The organism is Halorussus limi, assembly GCF_023238205.1.
GTDB lineage: Archaea > Halobacteriota > Halobacteria > Halobacteriales > Haladaptataceae > Halorussus > Halorussus limi.
Genome location: NZ_CP096659.1, coordinates 3250430 through 3268913 on the forward strand (window position 1 = coordinate 3250430; position 18484 = coordinate 3268913).

Sequence of the window (18484 nt, forward strand, 5' to 3'; positions counted from 1 at the left end):
CATGGCCGAACACGAGACTGTCGCGAGCGACAAGGGCATCGGACTCGCCACGCTGTTCACGCTGCTGGCTGCGGGGTCGACGGTAGCGATGTTCGTGGAACCGGGCAGCGAAATCGCCGCGTGGGGCTTCGCGGCCGCCGTGACCGCGGGCCTCCTCGCGGTCGCCGCAGTTCACCTCTACTGGTAATCCCGTCCTGAACCGATTCCTCCGGTAGTATCCCGGCGAGCGCGGCGCGAATCGCCGGTCTCCGACGGGACCAGTCGCCGAACTGAGCGATTACCCGCGGGAAATCGTTAAGAGTGACAACGCCCTACTACCGTACAAGGATGACTGACTACAGCGACGAGGAACGGCGCATCCTCGCGTACCTCCGCGAGAGCGTCTCGAAAGGCGAGCGTTACTTCCGCTCGAAGAACATCGCCGAGCAGCTCGGCCTCTCGTCGAAGCAGGTCGGTGTCCGGCTTCCGGAACTCGCGGAGAAGAGCGAGGAGGTCGACATCGAGAAGTGGGGCCGCGCGAAGTCCACGACGTGGAAGGTAACGCTGGGCTAGACCGGCCCGAAGGTCACGGGAGTCGCGGAAGCTACGGGAGGTCCGGCGGGTTTTTGATACCGCGGCCCGAAATCCAGATATGACTGTCCGGGTAGAGCGGACCTTCGACCTCGGGGTTTCGCCGGAGAACGTGTGGGAGTTCATCGCGGACCCGGAGAAGCGCGCGAGCGTCATCAGCGTCGTAAAGGACTACGAACAGACCGGCGAGAACTCTTCCATCTGGCACATCCGGGTTCCGATTCCGTTCCTCGACAAGACAGTCCCGGTCCGGACCGAGGACGTGGAGCGCGACCCGCCGCGGTACGTCAAGTTCGTCGGCCGGTCGTCGGCGCTCCGCGTGACGGGGGAACACGAGATTCAGGAGACCGAGACCGGGAGCCGACTTATCAACCGGTTCACCGTAGAGGGGAAGGTGCCCGGTATCGAGCGCTACTTCAGCAAGAATCTGGACGACGAACTCGACAACCTCGAAGCCGCGCTTCGGGAGGAGGCGACGGCGTGAGAGTCGCGCTAGCGCAACTCGAAATCGAAGGTAGCGCGGTCGAGGCCAATCGCGAGCGCGCCGAGACCGCTATCGCCGAGGCCGCCGACCGCGGCGCGGACCTCGTGGCGCTTCCCGAAATCTTCAACGTCGGCTACTTCGCGTTCGACGCTTACCAGCGCGCGGCCGAACCCGTGGAGGGGCCGACGCTCGGACGCATCGCGGACGCGGCCCGCGAACACGGCGTGGGCGTCCTCGCGGGGAGCATCGTGGAGGACCTCGCCGAGACCGAGAGCGTCGAGACTCCCGCCGACGAAGGACTGGCGAACACGTCGGTCCTGTTCGACCGCGACGGCGAGCGCCTCGCGGTCTACCGCAAGCACCACCTGTTCGGCTACGAGTCGGCTGAGGCCCAGATGCTCGTGCCCGGCGAGACGTTGGGCGTCGCCGAGTTCGACGGCGTGACGGTCGGAACGACGACCTGCTACGACCTCCGGTTTCCGGAACTCTACCGCGACATCGCCGAGGCGGGCGCGGACCTCGTCCTCGTGCCGAGCGCGTGGCCCTACCCCCGCGTCGAACACTGGAAGCTGCTACCCCGCGCTCGCGCCGTCGAGAACCAGTTCTTCGTGGCGACCGTCAACGGGTCGGGCGACTTCGAGGACGCCTCCCTGCTCGGGCGCTCGACGGCGTACGACCCGTGGGGCACGACGCTGGCCAGCACGGACGACGACCCCGACCTCGTCGTGACCGACGTGGACGTAGACCAGGTCGAGGCGGTTCGCGATGAGTTCCCCGCGTGGCACGACCGGCGAATCTGAGGCGGCGCGTATCGCTCGTCCGGTAGTTTCACTTCGACTGCGGAAACCCACTTTCGCGTGGGTCGGTTAGTCGAGAGCGGGGGAAATAGATGTCCGAAGAGCATCCGTTCGAGAGCGATGTATCGGCGAGTCGTCGAACCTTCGTCAAGCGGAGCGCCGTCGCGTCGTTAGGCGTCGGACTCGGCGTCCGCGCTCGGAACGACGGCGGTGAGACGGACCGCGAGGGTCTCGGCGTCGGCGCGCAGGAGGAGTCAGGCATCCAGTACTACCAAGTGGTGGTGCCGAATCGCGGCATCGTGAGAGGCGACTACCTCAACAAGTTCCTCTTCACGACGGCGTTCCGAGAGCGAATCACCAACCTGCCCTTCAGCGACTGTTTCGAGAAGGCGGAAACGCAGGCCCGGCAAGCGTTCGAGAAGGGGGCGTACGTCTACGACGGGGTCCTCGTGGACGCGACCGAGGCGTTCCAACTGTTCGGCGGCGACGACGACGCCATCCAGCGACTCCGGTCGGTGCTGGAGTCGCAGGACCTCGATCTCCCCGATACCCTTACTGGGAGCATCGGTGCTATCGTCGGCACGCGCATCTACGCGCCGGTTTCGGGCGGACGACTCCCGACGACGGGAGGGTATCGAGCGGTCGGCGGCGAGAGCTGCGACGGGCAATACGCCCGACTTCGGGTCCACGAACTGCCGAACGAAGTCATCGAGTGAGAGATATCCGGAAGAGGAACACCGTGCGAAGTGAGCGATAATGATCGGACATCTGTCAGACGGCCACAAGAGTAAAAACCCGAATCTTAATTACGGAGCGGCTTCGAACCTACAATAACAGACAGATGGCCGAAGCGACAACTACGATGAGTGCTTCGAAGAGGGGTGGGGAGGCCGCGCGGGGTCCCTCCCGTGACGTAATGTTCGACCTACTGGGCAACTCCCGGCGGCGGCGAATCCTCCGCCACCTGTTGGACGAGCGCCAAATCACCCTGACCGACCTGAGCGCGCGCATCGCGGCGTGGGAGAACGACACCCCCGTCGCCGACCTGACCTCGCGCGAGCGAAAGCAGGTGTACTCGTCGCTCTACCAGACCCACGTTCCGCGCCTGAGCGAACACGGACTGGTCGAGTACGACTCCGAGGAACGACTGGTCTCGCTGACCGGCGACGCCGACCGAATCCGGCGATTCCTCGAAGTCGAGGCGCCCGACCGCACCGGATTCTCCCACCAGTGGAGTCGCTACTTCCTCTGGACCGCCGTCGTCGGGAGCGCGGTCATCGCGGGCAACTGGCTCGGCACGGCCCCGACGACGCACGTGACGACCGAGAGCCTCTACGGCGTCCTCACGGTCGTGTTCATGATGCTCAGCATCTCGTTCGTGATGGCCGTCGAGGGGCCGAAACTGCTCCGCCTCGGGAACTGAACACGGATTCTTCTCGGAGGACTCTGTCTCCGGTTTCTGACCCGGACAAACGCTAAAAGACGTTCGTCGGCGGTCCGCTCAGTCGTCGGACTCTGCGAGAGCGAGACCGAGTGTTCGGCCCTGAGGGCCTCTCAGCTCAGTCGTCGCTTTCGGTCTTGATGTCCGCGCTCAGACCCTGCGCCATCTCGATGTCCTTGCTGTTGTTCATCGTCCACGCCGTGCGCTCGGTGACGGCCTCGATGGCCTCCCGGGCGCTCGGGTAGCCGTTGCCGGACTTCTTGACGCCGCCGAACGGCAGTTGGACCTCCGCGCCGATGCACGGCAGGTTGGCGTAGGCCAGACCGAGTTCCGCCTCGTCGCGGAACTGGTTGATCTGGCGGTAGTCCTCGGAGATGACCGCCCCGGCGAGGCCGTAGGGCGTGTTGTTGTGAATCTCCATCGCGCGGTCCATGTCGCCGCTGTACTCGATGAGCGCGACGTGGGGACCGAAGACCTCCTCTTGGATGCACCGCAGGTCGTCGTCGTAGTCGATTTCGTAGACGAACGGACCGACCCAGTAGCCGTCCTCGTGGCCCTCGGGAATCTCGTCGTCGTCCAGTTCCTCGCGGTCCACGAGGACGTTCGCGCCCTCCTGTCGGGCGAGGTCGTTGTACTTGCCGAACTTCTCGACCTGCTCCTCGTTGACCATCGGACCCATGAAGGTGTCCTCGTCGAGGGGGTCGCCGACCGAGACCTGCTCGGCGAGTTCGACGTAGCGATCCTTGAACTCGTCGTAGACGTCCTCGTGGACGATGAGTCGCTCACTGGAGACGCACCGCTGGCCGGTGGTCTTGAACGAGGACATGATGGCCGAGTGGACCGCGATGTCGAGGTCCGCTTCCTCGGTGACGACGATGCCGTTCTTGCCGCCCATCTCACAGGCCGCGAGTTTGCCGGGTTCGCCGCCGACCTTGCCCGCGATTTTGTGGCCGACCTCGCTGCTCCCGGTGAACAGCACGGTGTCCACGCGGTCGTCCTCGACGATGGCGTTGCCGGCGTCGCCGAAGCCCTGCACCATGTTGAAGACGCCCTCGGGAACGCCGGCGTCCTCCAGCATCTCGGCGATTATCTGGCCGCACCACGGCGTCTGCTCGGCGGGTTTCCAGACGACCGTGTTGCCCTCGACCAGCGCGAGCGCCATGTGCCAGAACGGGATGGCGACCGGGAAGTTCCACGGCGTAATACAACCGATGACGCCGCGGGGCTTGCGGCGCATGTAGGCGTCCTTGCTCCCAATTTCGGAGGGGACCACGTCGCCGTGGGGGTGGCGGGCGTTGCCCGCGGCCCACTCGACCATGTGCGCGGCCTCGACCACGTCGGCCTTGCCTTCCGAAATCTCCTTACCGCACTCCTTGGTGACGATTTCGCCGAGTTCGTCGGTTCGGTCCTTGAGTTCGTGGTAGACGTCCCAGAGGTACTCCGCGCGGTCGATGTACGAGAGGGCGGCCCACTCGTCTTCGGCCTCCTTCGCGGCCGCGAGCGCGGCGTCTACGTCCTCTTCGGTCCCGCGGTGGAACTCGCCGAGGACCTCTTGGTTCGACGGGTCGACGCTCTCGAACGTCTCGTCGCCGTGCCCCTCTGTCCACTCGCCGCCGATGTAATGTTCGTAAGTTTCCTCGCTGGCTTGCTGGCTCATGCTCTGGCAAAAACTGTGATGGGCACGGATAAAAAGTCTCCCAATTTTGGCTACTCGCCGTTCGCGTCGGCCAACTTTTCGATTTCGCCCTTGACGCCGACCGCGTCGAAATCGTGGTCCGGTCGGATGTTCACGAAGTCGAGGAAGTCCCGCGCCGCGAGCAGTTGCTCGGGCGAGTAGTGTTCCGCGGCGGCCGCGACCGCGGCGCGTGCGCCGATTCGCGGTTCAAGCGCGGCGAGCGCGCACGCGAGGTCGTACGACCGGGCCTCCTCGATGGCGTCCTCGCGGACCGTCGTCGCGTCGATGAAGTACACCTCGCCGTGCTGGACGAGGACGTTCTCCCCCCGGAGGTCGCCGTGAGCGAGTCGGTGGTCGTGCATCGCGGCCAGCGACTCGAACACCTCCGGAGCGAGCCGTTGCACCTCGTCGGTCGCCACCTCGTCGAGCGTCCGGAAGTCGGGCAGGTACTCCATTACGAGGACCGCCATGTCCTCTACCTCGAACACCTCCAGCGGGGCCGGAGCGTTCAGGCCGATGTCGGCCATGCGCTCGGTGGCCGCGAGTTCCTGCTCGGCCATCTCGACCGGCCCGGCCGAGTGTTCGAAGAACCCCTCGGTGCCCGACGAGAAGGCCCCGAGGTTTCGCGCGCCGGTAAACAGCGCGTGGACCAGCGAGTTCTGGCGGGTGATTATCTTGACGAACCACTCGTCGTTCACCACGCAGGGCGTCGAGAGCCAGTTGTCGGCGTCGAGGAACTCGACCCGGAGTTCCGACTGGTCGTAGCGCCGAGCCATCTCCTCGAAGACCGCTTCGAGTCGGTCCCACTCGATGGTGCCACGCACCAGCCGCCGGATACTCATCGGACGCGACTAAGCGTCCGGCCCTCAAAAAGCCACTTGCCCGCGCTCGTGACCGTGGCGAACTCCGAGACGCGACGCGTTTCGCGGGGAGACGCTACTCGGACGCCTCCAACAGCGCCACGGCGGTCTCGAACTCCGGCCCTTCGTCGATTACGCCGTCGGCGAGGTCGGGGTCGTAGTCCACGATGCCGGCCTCGGCCAGTATCGGCAGGTGAACGTGATAGAGACTGTCGTGGACTTCACTTCGGAACTCCTCGAAGTCGTCGGCCTCCGCGTCCGCGAACAGCGAGAGCGCCAGATAGGTCGCGAACGAGGGGACCGGTATCGGCAGATACTCGCTGGTCAGACATCTCATCACCGCTATCCGTCGCGGATGAGCCAACGCCCCGAGAATCGGGTCCAACCGACTATCCGTCATTCGATACCCTCGATAGCTCAGGCACGAAAAAAAGCCCAACGGCCCACAGTAAATATCTTTATCAAGTCCGGACCCCGCGGTCGGGTCGCCCCGACTCACAACAGCGACGTGACCACCGAGACGGCGTAGCCGACGACCGCCATCCCGGTCAGCAGGAGGAGCGACCGGACCGACGGGAGCGAGTCGAGACTCAGCGGTCGCCCGACCGGCATCGAGACCGACGACCACCGGAGTTCGAGTCCGCCCCAGACCCCGAGGACGGCGACCAAGCCGAACGTCGCCAGCACGTCGTAGAACCCCATCCACCACGGGAAGAAGTAGCCCAGTAGACCGTTCTGGACTTGGATGGGCACGGCGTCGCGGACCGCCTCCTCGAACCGCTCGGCGACTCCAGACGGCGGTTCGGCCCGCCTCGATTCGAGGTCGGCCCTCGCGGCGCTCGGTCCGCCCGCGCTCTCGTCGCCGGTGCCGAGGCGTTCGGCCTCGTAGGCCCGGTCCACCGGCATCTTCCAGACGATGGCTCCGCTCTCGTTCACCTCGAACACCCGGTCGCCGATGGTGTCGGTGACGAGCGTGTTCCCGTTCGGCAGGCGGTCGGCGTCGCGGGGCCACTGCATCTGGTCGTCGGTCCAGACCCACGACCGGTTCCACGTCCCGTTCTGGGTCCCGTTGGCTCCCGTGCGCTGATACTCCACGACCCGGTCGTTCTCGGAGTCGGCGACGACCACTGCGGGGCCGCCCGCCGACTCGGGGATGTAGTCGGGGTTGTGCTGTTCGCGGAGGACTCCGTAGTCGTCGTCGCTCCCGAGGGTCCAGTTGTCCGCGATGCCGCGTTTCGGATTCACGAACGCGACCTGGTCCTGATTTCGAAGGTCGACCATGACCCGCCCGTCGTCCAGCAGTTCCACGTCGTTGAGGTGGACCCAGTCCTTGTCGTAGCTACCGCCGCCGGTTATCGGCAGGTCGCTCTCGGCGGTCCACGTCCACTCCCGGATGCCCGACGTGGTGTTCACGAGGAAGACGGCCTCGTTTCCGATGTCGCCGACGAGAATGTGGCTGTCGTTTATCACGTCCACGTCGTGCCACCGACCGCCCTCCATCCGATGGGCGTAGAGTCGGGTGCGCTCGCCCGTGGTCAGGTTCAGGCGCTCGACGACGTTCCGGCGGCAGTCGCCGCGGTCCGCGAGCAGGGGACCGCCACCGCAGACCGATTCGTTGAGCCACTTCGTCGCGACGTACGTGACGGTGCGCGCACCGTGGGGACTCGGGTCCACGTCCCAGTAGGAACTGTGCCGTTCGGTCTGATAGAGGACGGTTCCGTTCGGCCGGACGGCGACGAGTTCGCCCGAACGGTCTCGCATATCCCCCTTCTGGACCGAGACGACGGTGACCCCGCCGCGGGGTTCGACTACCTGCTTTCGTTCACCCGGAGGCACGTCGGACGATCGGTCGTAGCGCTGGTTGGGCGAGTGGCCGGCGGTCACGAATCCGGCGGCGAGCGAGAGAACCAGACCGACCGTGACGACTCCGAGGACTACTCTTGGCGACGTACGACGGTTCACGCCAGCGGGATACGTCGAAGAGCGACAACAGCGTTTCGGCACCCGTGACCGAGCGACTCCGACCGATGGAGCGACCGACTACGGGTCAGGCGAACGCCGCGAGAACATTGCCGGCCGAGACGAACAGGTCGTCGTCCGCGACGACCGGTTTTCCGGAGTGAGCCAACGAGTCGAAGGTCAGTTTCCAGTTTTCCCGGCCCGTTCTCGCCTCGAAAGAGTACAGGCTGTCGGGCCGTGCGGAGACGTAGACGGTTCCGTCCGCGACGACCGGGTCGGTCCAAATGCCGTCTACCCGCCGGTGGTTCCGGTCGCCGAGGAACGTCTCCCACTCGACCGCGCCGCCGGCGGCCGAGAACGTTCGCAGGTGGCCGTCGTCGGTTCCGGCATACACGCTCGCGCCGTCGGTCGAGACCGTGCCGTATCCTCCGGTCGCCCGCCACCGAACCAACCCGTCGGGGTCGAGCGCAACCACGTCGTCACTCGCGATGGCGAGGATTCGGCAGTCGGTGACGGCCACGTCGGTGACCAATCGGTCGCTGTCCGAATCGCCTCCGGCGAGCGTCGCGGACCAGCGCTCGCGCCCGTCGGATGCGCGGAGCGCAGTCAGCGTTCCGTCGGCGGTCCCGACGAAGACGCTCCCGTCGTAGACGGCCGGACGAGCGCTCAGTCGCTCGCCGGCCGAGGCGGTCCACTCCGCGGTGCCGTCGGACCGGAGCGCAGTCACCGACCCGGAACCGGCGGTAACGTAGATTCGCTCGTCCGTCGGCGTCACCGCCTCCACGCCCTCCTCGGGGTCGAACGTCCAGCGTCGGGTGCCGTCGGTCCGGCCGACAGCGCTGAGTCGGGACCACGTGGCGACGTGAACGGCGTCGCCCGTCACCGCGAGCGCTCGCGGGGCCTCGTCGCCCAACGGATACGTCCAGACGCGCTCGCCGGACGCCCTGTCGTAGGCGTGGAGAGCGTTTCCCTCGGGCATCGGTGACTCGGCCCCCGGCAGAAGCCGCTTGCCGACGAAGAGTCGGTCGCTCGTCACGGCCGGGTCGGTGAACCCGGCTTCGACGTACGCGTCCGTTTCCGGGGGTTCGGCCGTTCGTTGCCACCGGGCCGACGGCTTCTCGACCGGGCCGGTCGCCGACGGGGCGTAGTTCGTGTTCGCCGGGTCGCGGTCGGGGAGCGGCCACCCCGTCTCCGGGAGCGACTTCGGCGCGCACTCGGACGCTTCGGCGGCGGTCGTCGTTTGCTCGGTGGTCGTGGTCGTCTCGGACGTCCTCTGCGCGGTGGTTTCGGTACGTCGCGTCGTAGTCCGGGTCGCGGCGTCGTCCAGTGAGTCGTCTCGAGCGGTGCAACCGGCCAGGGCGGCCAGACCGACGCCGGAGGCGCGCAGGAGTTCGCGGCGGGAGGGCGGAGACATGTCTGAGTAGTCAGACCTCTCCGACAAGTGCTTTCCGGGAACGCCGACGGTGGTCCGCTGTCTTTATACTACCACTCGCGCAAAATTTGCGTATGGATTTCAGCCTTCCCGACGAGCACCAGATGATTCGGGACGAGGTGCGCCGGTTCTGCGACGAGGAGATAGAGCCCATAGCGCAGGACATCGAGGACGAACACCGCTTCCCCGAGGAAATCTTCGACCAACTCGCGGACCTCGACATGATGGGCGTGCCCGTCAGCGAGGAGTACGGCGGACTCGGCGGCGACCAGTTGATGTACGCGCTGGTGACCGAGGAACTCGGTCGGGTCTCCGGTTCCATCGGCCTCTCGTACGCCGCGCACGTCTCGCTAGCCTCCAAGCCCATCGAACTGTTCGGCACGGAGGAGCAGAAGGAACGGTGGCTTCGACCCCTCGCGGAAGGCGAGTATCTCGGCTCGTGGGCGCTGACCGAACCCGGTAGCGGGTCGGACGCCAGCGACATGGACACGATGGCGGAGAAGCAGGGCGACGAGTGGGTCCTGAACGGCACGAAGCAGTTCATCACCAACGCCAACGTCGCCGGGTCGGTCCTCGTCAAGGCGGTCACGGACCCTGGCGCGGGCTACGACGGCATCTCGACGTTCATCGTGGACCCCGTGGAGGACGACGGCTTCGAGGTCACGACCGTCTGGGACAAGATGGGACTGAACGCCTCGCCGACGTGCGAGATAAAGCTGACCGATGTCCGCCTGCCCGAGGACCGCCTGCTCGGCGAGGAGGGCGACGGCTGGGAACAGACGAAGAAGACGCTGGACGGCGGCCGCATCTCCATCGCGGCGCTCTCGACCGGACTCGCGCAGGGCGCCTTCGAGGCCGCCAAGGAGTACAGCAAGGAGCGCGAGCAGTTCGGCCAGCCCATCTCGAAGTTCGACGCCATCCGGAACAAGGTCGTCTCGATGGACCGGAAGGTAGAGCGCGCCCGCCTGCTGACCCACAAGGCGGCGTGGAAGTACGACCAAGGGAACTCGGTCTCCCACGAGAGCGCGCTCGCCAAACTCGACGCCAGCGAGGCCGCCCGCGAAGTCGCCGAGGACGCGGTCCAGACGCTCGGCGGTTACGGCTACACCGAGGACTTCGCGCCCCAGCGGTTCTTCCGCGACGCGAAGCTGATGGAGATCGGCGAGGGGACCAGCGAGATTCAGCACCTCGTCATCGGACGAGAGCTCGGTCTCTGAACCAGCCGACAACCGACGCGTCCCGGAGTACGTTCTTCTCTTTTCACCGCACTGCTCGGGTCGAGAGTAGCGGAACTACGTCTCCGAGCGCGCACCCAAGCTCAGACGCTGGAACGGAGCGGCTATCGGGACCAGAGACAGCGACGAGACCGCAGGAGAAGAGCAAGAAGCCGACGTAGCGCGGTAGTCGAGTCCGAAACCGACACCGACGGGGCGAGCGGTCGCTGACGACACCGCTGGCTACGCGACGGGAGAAACGAGAGGAAAACGGGGCTCAGAGCTGGACTGCTTTCTGACTAGTCAGCGTCTGGGGCACGTTGTGGTGGTAGGTCACTGCACCTGCGGAAGTGACGATCTTGATGGTGAACTCCTCGCTCTCGCGGAGGCCGTGGGAGCCGTCGGTGATCGCCGCGGTGTCGAGCGTCACCCGGAACCGGTCGCCCTGGTCCACGAGCACCGGCGCGGTGCCGCCGATGTCCTTGATGGTCGAGACGCTGAAGTTCCCTTCGTCGGCGGTCTCGTTTGCGGTCAGAATCCTCCCGTGGTCGGGACCGAGCCACTCGACCGTGGCGGTCGAGAGGTTCACGTCGCCCGACCCGGAACTCTTCATGACGGTCAGGTTCACGGTGTGGATGGATTGGTCGTTGCCCACGATGCCGACCGTGCTGACGACCTTCACTCGGTTGGTGACCTGTCCGGTGGCTTCCGTGCCCGTCTGCTCGGATTTGGTCTGGAGGAAGCCCGCGGTGTTGATGAGTACGCCCGCTGCGATAGCGGCGACCAGTACCATGGCGATGAACACGATGAGCGTCCCGATACCCACCTGTGCCCGGTCGGGCCGCCAGTTGTCGGTGTCGAACATAGTTCTCTTCTGGGCAGCTTTTCTCGTACCGAGGACATAAAACCCCGATACCATTATCAGGGATGAAAACAGACGCGGGGAGGGATAAAATACGGCCGTGAGGCCACCTAAGGCCTATTTTCCGTTTCTCCTTACTCCGACTTGTAATGTGTATTACCTCAGAAGAAAACGGGAATCGGCGACGGACCTGCCGGGTTTCAGGGCCAGTTGCCGCTCTCCTCGTAGGCGTCTACGACGCGCTGGATGGCGACGACGTAGGCGGCGGTCCGCATGTTGGGCGCGCCGGTCTCCTCGTAGGTCTCGACCAGATTGTCGAAGGCGTCGGTAATGATGCGTTCGAGTTCCTCGTTGACGCGCTTTTCGGTCCAGTGGAACCGCTGGCGGTTCTGGACCCACTCGAAGTACGAGACGGTGACGCCGCCCGCGTTCGCGAGGATGTCGGGGAAGACGTAGGTGTCCGAGTCGGCCAGCACGTCGTCGGCCTCGGGCGTGAGCGGACCGTTTGCGGCCTCCACGATGACGTCGGCCGCAACGTCTTCTGCGAGGTCGCCGTCGATAGCGTTCTCGAGCGCCGCGGGGACCAACAGGTCCACGTCGAGCGTGAGCAGGTCCTCGTTCGAGAACTCGTCGTCGGCGCCGGGATAGTCCGTGACGCTGCCGGTCTCGTTCTTGTGGCCCTTCACGTCCGCGGGGTCGAAGCCCTCCTCGCTGTAGATAGCCCCGCTGGAGTCCGAGACCGCGACGACGTTCGCGCCGAGTTCGTCGATGAGGTTCGCCGCTATCCACCCGGCGTTACCGTACCCCTGCACCGCGACCGACGCGCCCTCGATGTCCCGGTCGAGGTAGTCGAACGCCTCGCGTGCGGTCAGCATGGTCGAGCGTCCGGTCGCCTCGACGCGACCCGCGCTCCCGCCGCTGTCGGGGGACTTGCCCGTGATGACGCCGGGTTCGGTCGTGTTCTCCAGCGTCTCGTAGGTGTCCTTTATCCAGTTCATCTCGCGCTGGCCCGTGTTCACGTCGGGGGCGGGGATGTCCTTGTCCACGCCGATGAACGGGCGCAGTTCCTTGGCGAACGACCGCGTGATGCGTTCGAGTTCCTCCTCGCTGTAGTCGTCGGGGTCGATGACGATACCGCCCTTCCCGCCGCCGTAGGGGATGTCCACGACGGCGCACTTGTAGACCATCCACCCGGAGAGCGCCTTGACCTCGTCGCGGGAGACGTTCGGATGGTAGCGGATGCCGCCCTTGTAGGGACCGCGGTCGCCGTTGAACTCCGAGCGGAACGCCTTGAACACCTCGACCGAGTCGTCGTCCATCTCGACCGAGAGGTTGGTCTCCAGCACGCGCTCGGGGTGTTTGAGGCGGTTCAGCACGTCCTCGCCGACGTCCATGTACTCCGACGCGTCGTCGATCTGTTCCTGCAGGCTTTCGAAGGGATTTGCTTGCTCGGACATGAGTGGGAATTTCTGGCGTCAAGTTACAACGTCTCGATAGCGACTCATACAGTTTCCGGAACGGGAACATTCCACAGACCGTACGCGGGCAGGTCCGACTAACCGCATCCAAATCCGGCGCCGGCCGTAAGTGTGTGTATAAGGACCTAAGATGAGACTATAGCATTAATATTTTATACGCCTGCGGGAACGTACGTCTACGATGCGTCGCCGAGGCGACTCGCCGTCGCGGGTCCGAACGGGGTCGGTCCCCGCCGGGTCGTGCAGTCGACGCGCCGAACAAATCATGCCTGCAGAAACCGTCGAATCCACGGAACAGAAGGGTAGTGACGAGGAAATCGAAGAACCCGAGTCCGCGCTCGAAACCGCGCGCCGCCAACTCGAACACGCCACGGCCCATCTCGACGTGGACGAGGGCGTCGTCGAGCGACTCAAGCATCCGACGAAGGTCCACCGCGTCGCGGTGCCCCTGAAGCGCGACGACGGGAGCGTCGAGGTGTTCACGGGCTACCGCGCCCAGCACGACGACGTGCGCGGCCCGTACAAGGGCGGCCTGCGCTTCCACCCCCACGTCAGCGAGGAGGAGTGCGTGGGGCTGTCGATGTGGATGACGTGGAAGTGCGCGGTGATGGACCTGCCGTTCGGCGGCGGGAAGGGCGGCATCGTCGTGGACCCGAAGGACCTGAGCGACGACGAGAAGGAGCGACTCACCCGCCGGTTCGCCGAGGAACTCCGGAAGTTCGTCGGACCGAAGAAGGACATCCCCGCGCCCGACATGGGCACCGACGCCCAGACGATGGCGTGGTTCATGGACGCCTACTCGATGCAGGAGGGCGAGACGATTCCCGGCGTCGTCACGGGCAAGCCGCCGGTCGTCGGCGGGAGCGAGGGCCGCCAAGAAGCGCCCGGCCGGTCGGTCGCCATCATCACCCGCGAGGCCGCCGAGTACTACGACTACGACCTCGAAGAGACCACAGTGGCCGTGCAGGGGTTCGGGAGCGTGGGCGCGAACGCCGCCCGCCTGCTCGACGACTGGGGCGCGAACGTCGTCGCCGTCAGCGACGTGAACGGCGCCATCTACGACCCCGACGGACTGGACACCCACGCGGTGCCTTCCCACGAGGAGGAACCCGAGGCCGTGATGCAGTACGACGCGCCCGAGAAGCTCTCGAACGAGAAGATTCTCGAACTCGACGTGGACGTGTTGGTCCCGGCGGCCATCGGTAACGTCCTCACCGCGGACAACGCGAACGACGTGCAGGCCGACGTGGTCGTCGAGGGCGCGAACGGTCCGACGACGTTCTCCGCCGACGCCATACTGGAGGAGAACGGCGTCGAAGTCATCCCCGACATCCTCGCGAACGCGGGCGGGGTCACCGTCTCGTACTTCGAGTGGTTGCAGGACATCAACCGCCGCCAGTGGTCGCTCGAACGCGTCAACGACGAACTGGAGAAGCACATGCTCTCGGCGTGGGACGACGTGCGGGCCGAAGTCGAGGCCCGTGACGTGAGTTGGCGCGACGCCGCCTACGTCGTCGCGCTCTCGCGCATCGCCGAGGCGAAGAGCACCCGCGGTCTCTGGCCCTGAAGTCCGGACTCCGATTCGGCTATCGGTCTACTTCTCGTCGGCCGCCTCGGCGTACGCCAGCACGCGTTCGGCCTGCGCGACCAGCGGCGCGTCTATCATCTCGCCCTCGACCCGGAAGACGCCCCGACCCTCGGCGTCGGCCTCGGCTTTCGCCGCCAGCACGCGCTCGGCCCACTCGACGCGGTCGGGGTCGGGCGTGAACGACTCGTTGATGGGCGCGACCTGCGCGGGGTGAATCGCCATCTTGCCGTCGTAGCCCAGTTCGATGGCGAACTCGGTCTCCTCGCGCAGGCCCTCTCTATCCTCGATGTCGGTGTAAACCGTGTCGATGGCGTCCACGTTCGCCGCGCTGGCCGCCAGAACGACGTGTTCGCGGGCGTGGAGGACTTCGGTTCCCTCGTCGGTCCGGGTCGCGCCGAGGTCCGCGGCGAGGTCCTCCGCGCCGAAGACGAGCGCGTCGACCTCTGGCACCTCGGCGACGGACTCGGCCGACAGGATTCCGGCGGCGGTCTCGACCAGCGCGAGAATCGGCACCTCGGCGTCTCGCTCGGCCAACAGGTCGGCCAGCGCCTCGGCGTCGTCTGCGTCTTCGGTCTTTGGAAGCATCACGGCGTCGAGAGTTTCGGCGGCGTTCGCGGCCGACGCCTCGTCGCCCGTCGCGCCGCCGAGGACGCCTCGCAGGTCGTCGTCCGCGGCGATGCCCGTCGGGTTGACACGGACGCAGACCTCGCAGTCCGGGTCGAAGTCGGGGTCGGCCAATACCTCGCGGACCGCCTCGCGCGCGCCGGCCTTGGCGCCAGGGGCCACCGCGTCCTCCAAGTCGAAGACGAGCACGTCGGCCCCCGCGCTCGGCGCTTTGCGCATCATCTCCGGGCGGTCGCCCGGCGTGAACATGACGCTTCGTCGTGGCATACCCGGACCAAAGAGTGCGCGGACTTTCAACCCCGTGGAAACGCGGCCTGCGAGCCACGAACCGACGCACCCGAGTATTTTAGTCTATATAACTAGAGAAAAGAACTTAGTCAGAAAAGTTAGTTACGTATACTGCAGTCATGAAACGACGCACCCTGCTCCGCAACACCGCATCGACCGGCCTGCTGGCGATGGGCGCGACCAGCGTCGCCGCGGCCACGACCAACGAGGGCGACTTTGACCCCGAAGACCTCCCGGACGACCCGACGGTCTCGGTCCTCGACGATGAGACCGGCGAGCGCGTCGAAAAGCCGCTGTCCGAGACCGACGCGACCCTCTCGGACTGCTGCGTCGTGAAGGACGGTTGCGACTGCGCGTGCCACTGTTGCATCTGTTGAGGCAGTCGCGCGAGGGTCGAATCCGCAGAACGCTCTTCTTTGCCTCGCTGTCCCGCGACCGAGAGCGCGTCAGCGCGGACCGGCGTCGAGCGAAAGCGCAGTGACGGTCCCGCCGCGGTCGGCCACGTACGCCGTCGCGTCGGCGACGACGACCGGGGCCACCACGGCGTCCGTCGCCCGGCACCACCACAGTACCGTCCCGTCGTCCCCGTCCAGCGCCCACACGTCCCCCGCGTCGGTCGCCGCGAGGAGGGCGTCGCCGGCGACCGTCGGCGACGACCAGACGCGCGCCCCGAGGTCGGTCCGCCACACCACGGACCCGTCCTCGGCGTCGAAGGCGTAGACGAACCCGTCCCCGCTTCCCGCGAAGACGGTCCCGTCCGCCACCGTCGGCGACGCCCACACCGCACCGCCGGTCTCGGCGCGCCACCGTTCCCTGCCCGTCGTCGCCGAAACGGCGCACACTCGACCGTCGTCCACCGTTCCGACGTACGCGGTGTCGTCGGTCACCGCGGGCGCACCGCCGACCGCGACGGAGGGCGCGAACCGCCAGCGTTCGCGGCCGTCGGTCGGGTCGCGGGCGTACGCCCCACCGTCGAGACTGGCGAGGAGTAGCCGCCGACCGTCGTGGGCCAGCGAACAGAGCGCCCGCGCCGCGTTCCGAAAGCTCCGGCGTCGGGAGCCGTCTTCGCCGTGGAGAGCGGTGATACGGCCGTCGTCGGCCGCCACGAAGACCTCGCCGTCGGCGACCGTCGGCGACGCCTGCACGCCGCCGTCGGCAGCGAACTCCCACCGGCGGTCGCCCGTCGCGGCGTCGAAGGCGACGACCGCGCCGCCGTCGGTGCCAGCGCAGACGACGCCCGCGGAGACCGTCGGTGCCGTGAGTCGACCGCTCGCCCGCCGGGACCACTTCTCGGCGCCGTCGTCGGCGCCGAACGCGTGCACGCAGCCGTTCGCACAGGCGAGGTAGACCGTCCCGTCGCGGACCGCCGGTGCGGTCTCGGCCGGGCCATCGGCCCGAAACCGGAAGCGAATCCGCGAGTCGTCCGGAGTCGCGCGCCGGTCGGTGGAGTGCGTCACACGTTCGTCCGAGTCGGTCGGCGTCGGACGCGTACGCGGCCGCCCAGCGGGCGACTCGCGTGCGTCCGACCCACCGGCCGAGGGCGTCGCGCCCCGCGGCGTCCCTCGCGCCGCTTCGCGTCCGGGGGTCGAGCCGACTCGGTCGCGTTCCCCTGTTCGCGGTCGTACCCACTCGAACCGGCTTGCGTCTTCGGACATGGTAAGCCTCGACTGTGACTGACTGCGACCCGATTTATTCGGGACTTATCCTTTGTTATGCACCGCTTACCGGCGCGTAGGCGGTCCCTGAAACGGTCCGCAACCGTCGGCGGCGACCGGAACCGGCGGGATTTTTGCCGGGACGCGCCGACCGTTCAGCCATGACGGGCCTCTACTACGAGGAGTTCGAGGTCGGCGAGACCTACGAACACGAGAAGCGCCGAACGATAAGCGAGTCCGACAACCAACAGTTCTGCGACATGACGATGAACCAGCAACCGCTCCACCTCGACGCCGACTTCGCCGAGGACACCCAGTTCGGCGAGCGGTTGGTCAACGGCCTCTACACCATGAGTCTCGCGGTCGGACTCTCCATCCCGGACACCACCGACGGCACCATCGTCGCCAACCTCTCGTACGACGGCGTCGAGCATCCGAACCCCGTGTTCCACGGCGACACCATCCGCGCTCAATCCACCGTGACCGACAAGCGCGAGACCAGCGACGGCGAACGCGGCGTCGTGACGATGCACGTCGAGGCGTTCAAGGTCAACGGCGGGCGGGGAGACGACGATGGAGACGGAGGCGACAACGGAGACGACGACGGCGAGACGCTGGTCTGCGAGTTCGACCGGACCGTGCTGTCGCTGAAGCGAGAGAATCAGTAGCCGACCGTCGTCGGCGCACCTATTTATTTCTAGAACTCTAGAGAATAATTTATCTGCGTTGTTACACTATACCACGACTGCGCCATGAAACGCAGACAACTCCTCAAAGGCGTCGGAGCGAGCGGAGTAGCGAGTCTGGCCGTCGGTAGCGCCGCGGCCCGACGACCGAACAGCCGAGTGACCGACGACGACCTCGACGTTCTCCGCGTGGTTCGGGACGGCGACGTCGTCCGGACGTTCGAAGACCCCTCGGTCGAGGACTTAGACCGCATCCACGAGCAGGTCGAGGACGACGACCGACTCGTCAACCAGGACGACTGCTGTATCGCGAAGTGTGAGTCCGACTGCTGTGCCCACCGGTGTTGTCTCACCGGCGGCACTTGTTAGACCTCGGAGCGCGTCCGCGGTCTCGCCGACCGCAAATCACGTTTTTCGGTGCCCCGAGGAGAGCGCGACCCTACGCGAGAACCATCGCGTACAGCGCGAGGTTGACTAAAACCGCCCCGGTCCACGGCACCGCCAGTCCCGCGGGCACGAGCAGGCCGTGCTTGTCGGGGAGGAGTCGCCGACACCCGACCCCGACGCCGACCGCGAACAGTTTCAGACCCACCATCGCCGCGAAACCGAATCGCTCTATCGCGGTCCGAGCCACCGGGTTCGACTCGGTGAGGCCCATTTGGAGGCCGTAGTAGGTCGTGAGCAGGTCGCCGACCAGCGCGACGCCGACGAGTATCCAGAGCGTCCGCTCCCACCCGTCGACTCGGGCCAGCGGAGCGGTCAGGCGTCGCGGACCCTCGCGGGCGGACGTCGGCCAGTGAAGTCGGTCCGAACTCATGATGAAATCCGGCGCTGAGTGCGCCTCGTCACGAGCGAACGAACGACGCACCGG

The 18484-nt window shown here is 66.4% G+C and carries 21 protein-coding genes; 11 read left to right on the forward strand and 10 right to left on the reverse strand.

Annotated features, from left to right (window positions below; all coding sequences use genetic code 11):
- Position 1: 1 nt before the first annotated feature.
- The 6 genes from M0R89_RS16570 to M0R89_RS16595 all read left to right on the forward strand — a co-directional run bounded on the left by M0R89_RS16570 (position 2) and on the right by M0R89_RS16595 (position 3274).
- Positions 2-187: a DUF7525 family protein gene (locus M0R89_RS16570; RefSeq protein WP_248650188.1), complete on the forward strand. Its 186-nt coding sequence runs from the start codon at positions 2-4 to the stop codon at positions 185-187.
- Positions 188-327: 140 nt separating this feature from the next.
- Positions 328-552, forward strand: coding sequence for a DUF7123 family protein (locus M0R89_RS16575; protein WP_135854555.1), 225 nt, complete (start codon positions 328-330; stop codon positions 550-552).
- 79 nt (positions 553-631) lie between these two features.
- Complete coding sequence (locus M0R89_RS16580; RefSeq protein ID WP_248650189.1) at positions 632-1054, forward strand: SRPBCC family protein; 423 nt, start codon at positions 632-634, stop codon at positions 1052-1054.
- Positions 1051-1854, forward strand: coding sequence for a nitrilase-related carbon-nitrogen hydrolase (locus tag M0R89_RS16585; RefSeq protein ID WP_248650190.1), 804 nt, complete (start codon positions 1051-1053; stop codon positions 1852-1854). Before M0R89_RS16580 ends, M0R89_RS16585 begins: the two co-directional genes overlap by 4 nt.
- An 89-nt stretch (positions 1855-1943) precedes the next feature.
- Positions 1944-2567, forward strand: coding sequence for a hypothetical protein (locus tag M0R89_RS16590; RefSeq protein WP_248650191.1), 624 nt, complete (start codon positions 1944-1946; stop codon positions 2565-2567).
- A gap of 200 nt (positions 2568-2767) precedes the next feature.
- Positions 2768-3274, forward strand: a complete 507-nt coding sequence (locus M0R89_RS16595; protein WP_248650192.1) for a DUF7344 domain-containing protein — start codon at positions 2768-2770, stop codon at positions 3272-3274.
- A gap of 136 nt (positions 3275-3410) precedes the next feature.
- On the opposite strand, the gene M0R89_RS16600 is transcribed toward M0R89_RS16595, so the two are convergent.
- The 5 genes from M0R89_RS16600 to M0R89_RS16620 all read right to left on the reverse strand — a co-directional run bounded on the left by M0R89_RS16600 (position 3411) and on the right by M0R89_RS16620 (position 9200).
- Complete coding sequence (locus M0R89_RS16600) at positions 3411-4949, reverse strand: aldehyde dehydrogenase family protein (protein ID WP_248650193.1); 1539 nt, start codon at positions 4947-4949, stop codon at positions 3411-3413.
- Between the two features lie 50 nt (positions 4950-4999).
- Entirely contained in the window at positions 5000-5809 is an 810-nt protein-coding gene (locus M0R89_RS16605; protein ID WP_248650194.1) for an RIO1 family regulatory kinase/ATPase domain-containing protein, read from the reverse strand.
- A gap of 94 nt (positions 5810-5903) precedes the next feature.
- Positions 5904-6227: a DUF7344 domain-containing protein gene (locus tag M0R89_RS16610; RefSeq protein WP_248650195.1), complete on the reverse strand. Its 324-nt coding sequence runs from the start codon at positions 6225-6227 to the stop codon at positions 5904-5906.
- Between the two features lie 95 nt (positions 6228-6322).
- Positions 6323-7789, reverse strand: a complete 1467-nt coding sequence (locus M0R89_RS16615) for an arylsulfotransferase family protein (RefSeq protein ID WP_248650196.1) — start codon at positions 7787-7789, stop codon at positions 6323-6325.
- A gap of 85 nt (positions 7790-7874) precedes the next feature.
- A complete protein-coding gene (locus M0R89_RS16620) occupies positions 7875-9200 on the reverse strand; it encodes an outer membrane protein assembly factor BamB family protein (protein ID WP_248650197.1) in 1326 nt (441 codons plus the stop codon).
- Positions 9201-9292: 92 nt separating this feature from the next.
- Between M0R89_RS16620 and M0R89_RS16625 the strand changes: the two genes are divergently transcribed.
- Positions 9293-10435: an acyl-CoA dehydrogenase family protein gene (locus M0R89_RS16625; protein ID WP_248650198.1), complete on the forward strand. Its 1143-nt coding sequence runs from the start codon at positions 9293-9295 to the stop codon at positions 10433-10435.
- Between the two features lie 274 nt (positions 10436-10709).
- On the opposite strand, the gene M0R89_RS16630 is transcribed toward M0R89_RS16625, so the two are convergent.
- Entirely contained in the window at positions 10710-11297 is a 588-nt protein-coding gene (locus tag M0R89_RS16630; protein WP_248650199.1) for a flagellin, read from the reverse strand.
- A gap of 197 nt (positions 11298-11494) precedes the next feature.
- A complete protein-coding gene (locus M0R89_RS16635; RefSeq protein WP_248650200.1) occupies positions 11495-12751 on the reverse strand; it encodes a Glu/Leu/Phe/Val family dehydrogenase in 1257 nt (418 codons plus the stop codon).
- 286 nt (positions 12752-13037) lie between these two features.
- Between M0R89_RS16635 and gdhB the strand changes: the two genes are divergently transcribed.
- On the forward strand, positions 13038-14339 hold the full coding sequence (gene gdhB / locus M0R89_RS16640; protein WP_248650201.1) for a glutamate dehydrogenase GdhB: 1302 nt from the start codon (positions 13038-13040) through the stop codon (positions 14337-14339).
- Positions 14340-14366: 27 nt separating this feature from the next.
- On the opposite strand, the gene M0R89_RS16645 is transcribed toward gdhB, so the two are convergent.
- Positions 14367-15251 carry an HpcH/HpaI aldolase/citrate lyase family protein gene (locus tag M0R89_RS16645; protein ID WP_248650202.1) on the reverse strand — a complete coding sequence of 295 codons (885 nt, stop codon included), beginning with the start codon at positions 15249-15251 and terminating at the stop codon, positions 14367-14369.
- A gap of 140 nt (positions 15252-15391) precedes the next feature.
- Here M0R89_RS16645 and M0R89_RS16650 point away from each other — a divergent pair, with 140 nt between their 5' ends.
- Positions 15392-15649, forward strand: coding sequence for a hypothetical protein (locus tag M0R89_RS16650; RefSeq protein ID WP_248650203.1), 258 nt, complete (start codon positions 15392-15394; stop codon positions 15647-15649).
- A 69-nt stretch (positions 15650-15718) separates the two neighbouring features.
- On the opposite strand, the gene M0R89_RS16655 is transcribed toward M0R89_RS16650, so the two are convergent.
- Positions 15719-16729, reverse strand: a complete 1011-nt coding sequence (locus M0R89_RS16655; protein ID WP_248650204.1) for an outer membrane protein assembly factor BamB family protein — start codon at positions 16727-16729, stop codon at positions 15719-15721.
- Between the two features lie 359 nt (positions 16730-17088).
- Here M0R89_RS16655 and M0R89_RS16660 point away from each other — a divergent pair, with 359 nt between their 5' ends.
- The gene (locus M0R89_RS16660; protein ID WP_248650205.1) at positions 17089-17595 is read left to right on the forward strand and encodes a MaoC family dehydratase; all 507 of its coding nucleotides are present in this window, start codon (positions 17089-17091) and stop codon (positions 17593-17595) included.
- Between the two features lie 84 nt (positions 17596-17679).
- Positions 17680-17982: a hypothetical protein gene (locus tag M0R89_RS16665; RefSeq protein ID WP_248650206.1), complete on the forward strand. Its 303-nt coding sequence runs from the start codon at positions 17680-17682 to the stop codon at positions 17980-17982.
- 70 nt (positions 17983-18052) lie between these two features.
- On the opposite strand, the gene M0R89_RS16670 is transcribed toward M0R89_RS16665, so the two are convergent.
- Positions 18053-18430, reverse strand: coding sequence for a DUF5658 family protein (locus M0R89_RS16670; protein WP_248650207.1), 378 nt, complete (start codon positions 18428-18430; stop codon positions 18053-18055).
- Positions 18431-18484 lie beyond the last annotated feature (54 nt).

Bases quoted from the DNA above. Each gene is read 5' to 3' on its own strand.
- M0R89_RS16570 (WP_248650188.1), top strand. From the start codon at position 2: ATGGCCGAACACGAGACTGTCGCGAGCGACAAGGGCATCGGACTCGCC.
- M0R89_RS16575 (WP_135854555.1), top strand. From the start codon at position 328: ATGACTGACTACAGCGACGAGGAACGGCGCATCCTCGCGTACCTCCGC.
- M0R89_RS16580 (WP_248650189.1), top strand. From the start codon at position 632: ATGACTGTCCGGGTAGAGCGGACCTTCGACCTCGGGGTTTCGCCGGAG.
- M0R89_RS16590 (WP_248650191.1), top strand. From the start codon at position 1,944: ATGTCCGAAGAGCATCCGTTCGAGAGCGATGTATCGGCGAGTCGTCGA.
- M0R89_RS16595 (WP_248650192.1), top strand. From the start codon at position 2,768: ATGTTCGACCTACTGGGCAACTCCCGGCGGCGGCGAATCCTCCGCCAC.
- M0R89_RS16600 (WP_248650193.1), bottom strand. From the start codon at position 4,949: ATGAGCCAGCAAGCCAGCGAGGAAACTTACGAACATTACATCGGCGGC.
- M0R89_RS16605 (WP_248650194.1), bottom strand. From the start codon at position 5,809: ATGAGTATCCGGCGGCTGGTGCGTGGCACCATCGAGTGGGACCGACTC.
- M0R89_RS16610 (WP_248650195.1), bottom strand. From the start codon at position 6,227: ATGACGGATAGTCGGTTGGACCCGATTCTCGGGGCGTTGGCTCATCCG.
- M0R89_RS16620 (WP_248650197.1), bottom strand. From the start codon at position 9,200: ATGTCTCCGCCCTCCCGCCGCGAACTCCTGCGCGCCTCCGGCGTCGGT.
- M0R89_RS16625 (WP_248650198.1), top strand. From the start codon at position 9,293: ATGGATTTCAGCCTTCCCGACGAGCACCAGATGATTCGGGACGAGGTG.
- M0R89_RS16630 (WP_248650199.1), bottom strand. From the start codon at position 11,297: ATGTTCGACACCGACAACTGGCGGCCCGACCGGGCACAGGTGGGTATC.
- M0R89_RS16635 (WP_248650200.1), bottom strand. From the start codon at position 12,751: ATGTCCGAGCAAGCAAATCCCTTCGAAAGCCTGCAGGAACAGATCGAC.
- gdhB (WP_248650201.1), top strand. From the start codon at position 13,038: ATGCCTGCAGAAACCGTCGAATCCACGGAACAGAAGGGTAGTGACGAG.
- M0R89_RS16645 (WP_248650202.1), bottom strand. From the start codon at position 15,251: ATGCCACGACGAAGCGTCATGTTCACGCCGGGCGACCGCCCGGAGATG.
- M0R89_RS16650 (WP_248650203.1), top strand. From the start codon at position 15,392: ATGAAACGACGCACCCTGCTCCGCAACACCGCATCGACCGGCCTGCTG.
- M0R89_RS16660 (WP_248650205.1), top strand. From the start codon at position 17,089: ATGACGGGCCTCTACTACGAGGAGTTCGAGGTCGGCGAGACCTACGAA.
- M0R89_RS16665 (WP_248650206.1), top strand. From the start codon at position 17,680: ATGAAACGCAGACAACTCCTCAAAGGCGTCGGAGCGAGCGGAGTAGCG.
- M0R89_RS16670 (WP_248650207.1), bottom strand. From the start codon at position 18,430: ATGAGTTCGGACCGACTTCACTGGCCGACGTCCGCCCGCGAGGGTCCG.